The following is a 6071-nucleotide window of genomic DNA, read 5'->3' as shown; positions in this document are numbered from 1 at the left end:
CAGCCTGTTGGAACAACAGGCTGTTTTTTTTATTTATTATATGTTAAAGGCTATTTAGAACCACCGCCAAGTGCCTCATATAAATTCACAACGGCCTGTAGTTTTTGTAATTTATCATTTACACCGCTGAGTTGTGCTGCCAGTAGGCTTTGTTCCGAAGTTAATACATCCGTATAATTTGTAGCAGAACTGTAACGCAACAATTCTTTGGTATAATCAACCGCTTTGGTCAATGAGGCAATTTGTTTAGCCCTGGTTTCCTCTTTCTCGTTAGCTGTCTGATAAGCATATAAGGCATTAGATACTTCGGCTCCGCTGGTTAGCAAAGTCTTTTGGAAAGCATAAAAGGCCTGTTGTTGTTGAGCCTGAGCTGTTTTTAATCTGGCTTTATTTTGTCCGTTGTTAAATATCGGTTGGGTAAGGCCGCCAACTAGACTATAAAAAATCGAATTGTCAAAGAAATTTTTCAGTTTAAGAGAGGACAATCCACCATTAGCAGTTAACGTTAGCGCTGGGTAAAAGTAGGTCTTTGCATTATTGGTGTTTTCAAATGCTGCTCTGAAAGCGAATTCCGCCTCTTGAACATCGGGGCGGTTTTGAAGCAATTGTGAAGATACACCTGTACGCAAATCAGCATAAGCAGTTTGCTGATCCATCGAGGTACGCGTAATTTCTCCAGGTCCTTTTCCCAGTAGGATACTCAACGCATTTTCAGCTTCTCTTATACTGCGTTTTAAATCTGGAATGGTGACCTGCGCCGCATATAAGTTGGCTTCACTCTGTACCACTGCAGCTCCATTTACGATGGCACCTTCTTTTAAAGATTTCATCGTTTCTACGTCCGTCTGTCTGATCTTTACCGTTTGCTCGGTAATGGCCAGTTGCTGGTCTAAAGAAAGAAGGGTATAATAAGCATTGGCAATACTGGCAATCAAGCTGGTTTGAACTGCTCTTTTTGCGGCATCTGTTTGCAATAAAGAAGCATAAGCAGATCTTTTAGCACTACTCAATTTTCCCCAGATGTCTGCCTGCCAGCTGGTGCTGAGCTGGCCTGTATATGTCTGTGTTTCTGTTGCTATATTTACACCTGTAGGCAAGTTAACAGCCGCCTTAGACTGTTTGTTGTCAGTGGCAGATAAACTTGCATTCAAACTTGGAAGGAAGGCCGCTTTGCTCGCATTTAGCGTTGCCTGAGCAGCCTTGATTTTTTCGATGGCCTGTTTTAAATCCAGATTTTCGTTAATGCCCTGTTGAATCAGTCCCTGTAGGGTCTGATCGGTAAAAAGCACTTTCCACGATAGATTAGCTATGGTGGTGGTATCAGAATCTGTAACGCTGCGGTAGAGGTCCTTTGAATTGATTGCAGGACGTTCGTATTTTTTTGTTACACATGCGGATAGGGTAAGTGCAAAAAATCCGGCAATGAAATAAAATTTATTATATCTAGTGTTCATGTTTCTAAAATTAATGTTCACGCATATCAGTTACCGGAAATCCAAGATCTTGTTGTTCCTCTATAATATCATCATCGAAAGGCGATTTACTGCTTACCCTTTCCTGTAAACTCTGGAAAATAATAAAGAGTGCAGGAATAACGAAAACACCAAATAACGTACCAATAAGCATTCCTCCAACTGCACCTGTACCAATAGATTTATTACCCGCAGCACCTACACCGGTAGAAAGCATAAGTGGGAGTAAACCAAGAATAAAAGCAAAAGAGGTCATTAGAATCGGGCGTAAACGAGCAGTTGCACCTTCAATTGCAGAATTTACTATACTCATTCCTTTTCTGCGGCGGTCTACAGCAAACTCTACAATCAAAATGGCGTTTTTTGCCAGCAGTCCCACCAGCATGATCAGTGTAATTTGTGTATAGATATTATTGTCAATACCAAAGATTTTATCGAAGATAAATACACCAGCCAGACCAATAGGAAGAGAAATTAAAACGGCTAAAGGCAGGATATAACTTTCATATTGTGCGCAAAGCAGGAAGTATACAAAAATCACGCAGAGCAAGAAGATAAATACGGTTTGGTTACCGCCAGCTACCTCTTCACGTGATAAACCTGAGAATTCGTAACCATATCCGGCTGGCAAATGAATAGCAGCTTCTTCCTGTACAGCTTTTAAAGCATCACCAGAACTGAATCCAGGATTCGGGTTTCCAGTCACTGAGATGGAAGTGAACAAGTTGAAACGGGAAATAGCCTGAGGACCGTATACTTTAGTTAGCGTGATAAACTCAGAAATAGGCGCCATTTTTCCATTGGCGTTTCTTACATAAATTCCATTTAAGCTTTGCTGGTTTGCCCGGTATTGAGCATCAGCCTGATACATAACCCGGTATTGCTTTCCAAACTTATTGAAGTTGGAAGCATAAACACCGCCATAATACCCTTGTAATACACCCAGTACATCACTTACACTGAGTCCGGCTTGTTTTGCAACAGCAACATTGACATCTACCTGGTATTGCGGAAAATTCGGGTTAAAAGAGGTTGCAGCGTACTGTATTTCTTTTCTTTTGTTCAATGCAGCAAGGAACTCATTCCCAATTGCATTAAATTTATTAATATCGCCACCTGTTTTATCCTGCAGCTGAAATTCAAAACCACCACTGGTACCAAAGCCCTGGATCGTAGGTGGGGCAAAGAAAATGATCTTAGCACCTTTGATACCGGCCGTTTTAGCAAAAAGCTCAGCAATAATTGCCTTTACATCCCGTTGCCGTTCGTTCCACGGCTTTAACCTGGAAATAACCATCCCGTAAGAACTACCAGTACCACTGATCAAACTCCGTCCAATAACCTTTAAAGAGTTTTTAACTTCTGGTACAGTATGTACAACGCTGTCAATTTTTGAGATCACTACATTGGTCTGCTCCTGGGAAGTGGCAGCCGGCAGAGATATATCAGAATAGATCGTTCCAAGATCCTCATTAGGTACAAATCCTTTTGGAGTTGTCCTCATGGTCCAGATCAGCACTACAGTGAACAAGGCAATACCTCCAACGGCCATCCATTTGTTTTTGGCCAGGAAGCTGACGGACTTTTTATATCGTCCAGTCATCCGATCAAAGGAAGTATTAAAGGCAATATAGAATTTCTGAAGGAAGTTCTTTTTCTTCTCATGCTCCTCTTCGTGCGGTTTTAAGAATAGCGCACATAAAGCAGGGCTCAAAGTCAAAGCATTGATCGCAGAGAGAATAATCGCAATGGCCAGTGTTAATCCAAATTGTTTGTAAAACACACCAGATGATCCCTGGATAAAACTTACCGGGATAAATACCGCAGCCATAACCAGTGTGATGGAAATGATCGCACCGGTAATATCATCCATGGCATCTATGGTTGCTTTTTTTGCAGATTTGTAACCATGGTCCAGCTTGGCGTGGACGGCTTCTACCACCACAATAGCATCATCCACCACAATACCGATGGCCAGTACCAACGCAAACAGGGTTAGCAAGTTGATGGTAAAACCAAATAGGCTAAGGAAAAAGAAAGTTCCGATAATGGCTACGGGAACACTGATCGCCGGAATCAAAGTTGAGCGGAAATCCTGAAGGAAAATAAATACCACCAGGAATACCAAAATAAAGGCTTCAATCAGGGTATGTAATACCTTTTCAATAGAAGCATCCAGGAAATCATTCACATTCACCAGCGGCGCGTAATGAACCCCTTTAGGGAAGGATGCAGCAGCATCATCAAGTACCTTTAAAGAGCCTTCAATAACATCCTTAGCATTGGATCCTGCGGTCTGGTTAATGGCAATACCTAATGCAGGCTTACCATCAAAGCTTACAGAACTTGCATAACTTTGGGCACCGAGTTCAATCCTGGCCACATCTTTAAGGCGTAATACCTGTCCATTGGTACCTGTTCTTATAATGATGTCACTGAATTGCTGTTCGTTTTTTAAACGGCCTGAATATTTTAAGGTATACTGGAAAGACTGATTTCCCTGCTCACCAAACTGGCCGGGTGCAGCTTCAATATTCTGTTCCGCTAAAGCCACGTTCACATCATTTGGAACCAGGCCATAACTGGCCATTACATCAGGCTTAAGCCAGATCCGCATGGTGTAATCCATTAAACCAAAGGCATTCGCATCACCAACACCATTGATCCTTTTGATTTGAGGAATCAGGTTGATGTTTGCGTAGTTCTGTAAAAATTTCTGATCGTAAGAAGGATTATCGCTGTACAGACCAAAGATCAGTACGTTACTGGCTTGTTTCTTAGCCGTAATTACACCTGCTTTTGTTACTTCCGCAGGTAATAAACTGGTTGCCCTGGACACCCTGTTCTGTACGTTTACCGCGGCAAGATCAGGATTTGTACCCAGTTTGAAGTTTACGGTAATGGTGGCTGTACCGTCGTTGCTGGAAGTAGAAGTCATATAGGTCATGTCTTCCACACCATTAATTTGTTCCTCCAGTGGTACAACTACGCTGTTCATCACAACGTCGGCATTCGCTCCCTGATAGGATGCCGACACCTGAACAGTTGGGGGAGCAATTTCGGGATATTGAGAAACCGGGATGGTAATTAGTCCCAGTATACCCAGGATGACAATGATGATCGAGATCACCGTTGACAATACGGGTTTTTCTATAAATTTCTTAAACATATTTTCTTTTTCAACCGGTTTCTAAACCGGATCACATCAGCAGATTAATTATTTTTTGAGGTCGGCAAATACAACATCGGCACTTTGTTCTTCCGGCTTAATTTTTACACCATCTTTAAGAGACTGAAATCCTTCAAGTACCACTTTGTCTCCTGTTTTTAGTCCTTTGGTCACTACATAGAAATTGTTTACGGTATTTTCCATAATTTCAATTTCAGTGTTTTTGACTTCGCCACTGCTGTTTAGGACATAGACGAATTTCTTGCCTTGCAGGTCGGTTGTTGATTTTTGGGGAATCAGAATGGCGTTATCCACATGCTGAGGGATACTTACCGAAGCACTTGCACCGCTTTTCAGCAATCTGACAGGATTGGAAAAGGTAGCTCTTAAGCTTGCTGAACCTGTACTGGTATTGATTTGACTGTTGATGGATTCTATCTTTCCGTTTTCTGCATAAGTAGTACCGTCGGCCAGTACCAAGGATACTGCCGGAATATTCTTCATCTGTTCTTCCAGTGTTTTACCTTTATAATTTCTGGAGAAATCCAGCAACTGTTTCTCATTCATCGAGAAGTAGGCGAAAATTTTGGAAATGTTAGCTACCGTTGTCAATGGATCGGTGCTGGTACTGCTCACTAAACTTCCGGTTTTATAAGGGATGCTTCCAATTACACCATCAACCGGACTGGTAATACTGGTGTAACCCAGGTTTACGTTTGCATTTACCAGTTCCGCTTTTGCCTGGGCAAGTGCGGCTTTTTTGGTTTGAAGCGTAAGCTGGGCGGCATCCAATTCATACTTACTGATGATATCTTTGTCTACCAGGGGTTTTGTTTTGGTTACCTGAAGTTGAGCAGTGTTAACATCGGCCTCAGCGCTACTGATGGCCGCTTTTGCTGTTCTTACCGCTTGTTCGTACTGAGGTGCATTAATGGTGAACAACAGCTGTCCTTTTTTCACTGCAGCACCCTCATCTACGTAGATTTTTTCAATAAAACCATCCACTTTTGGCCGGATATCAATGTTTTGTATACCCTCAAGCGTGGCAGGGTATTGAGTTTGGAGCGTGGCAGATTGCGTGTTTACTGTGAAAACCGGATAAGCCTGAACCTGATCAGTTTTGGCGGCATCCTTTTTCTGACCAGTGTTTCCACAAGAACTGATCATCAGTAAAGCGGGTAGTAGTAGGCAGATAGAGTGGACTGTTAACTTCATGTTAATATTAATTTTTTATGTCTTTGTAAGTCAATGGCGACGAAAATATTAATACTAAAATACAGATTAAACATTAAATTGTAATGTTTAAGTCTCAGAACCTTTTGTAACTAAAGCTTTGCAGAAAACTACGAAATAACAGGCAAATAGGGCTTGACTTTATCCAAAGCAAAGTCAAGTTGCTCTTGTTGGGTGATGTCTGTATTGTCTAAAAT

3 protein-coding genes are annotated in these 6071 nt (G+C 41.7%); all 3 read right to left on the bottom strand.

From position 1 onward, the window contains the following. Positions 1–50 precede the first annotated feature (50 nt). Genes DBR11_RS13620 through DBR11_RS13610 form a run of 3 tightly spaced genes read right to left on the bottom strand, consistent with a single transcriptional unit; the run spans position 51 to position 5856 of the window. Positions 51–1454 carry an efflux transporter outer membrane subunit gene (locus DBR11_RS13620; RefSeq protein ID WP_108553218.1) on the bottom strand — a complete coding sequence of 468 codons (1404 nt, stop codon included), beginning with the start codon at positions 1452–1454 and terminating at the stop codon, positions 51–53. Between the two features lie 10 nt (positions 1455–1464). After that, a complete protein-coding gene (locus DBR11_RS13615) occupies positions 1465–4641 on the bottom strand; it encodes an efflux RND transporter permease subunit (RefSeq protein ID WP_108553217.1) in 3177 nt (1058 codons plus the stop codon). Between the two features lie 48 nt (positions 4642–4689). After that, complete coding sequence (locus DBR11_RS13610; protein WP_108553216.1) at positions 4690–5856, bottom strand: efflux RND transporter periplasmic adaptor subunit; 1167 nt, start codon at positions 5854–5856, stop codon at positions 4690–4692. Positions 5857–6071 lie beyond the last annotated feature (215 nt).

Origin of the sequence: Pedobacter sp. HMWF019, from assembly GCF_003061025.1 — a bacterium.
Taxonomy (GTDB): Bacteria; Bacteroidota; Bacteroidia; order Sphingobacteriales; family Sphingobacteriaceae; genus Pedobacter.
Note: the sequence above shows the minus strand (reverse complement) of the source record. Positions and strands in the feature narration are given on the sequence as shown.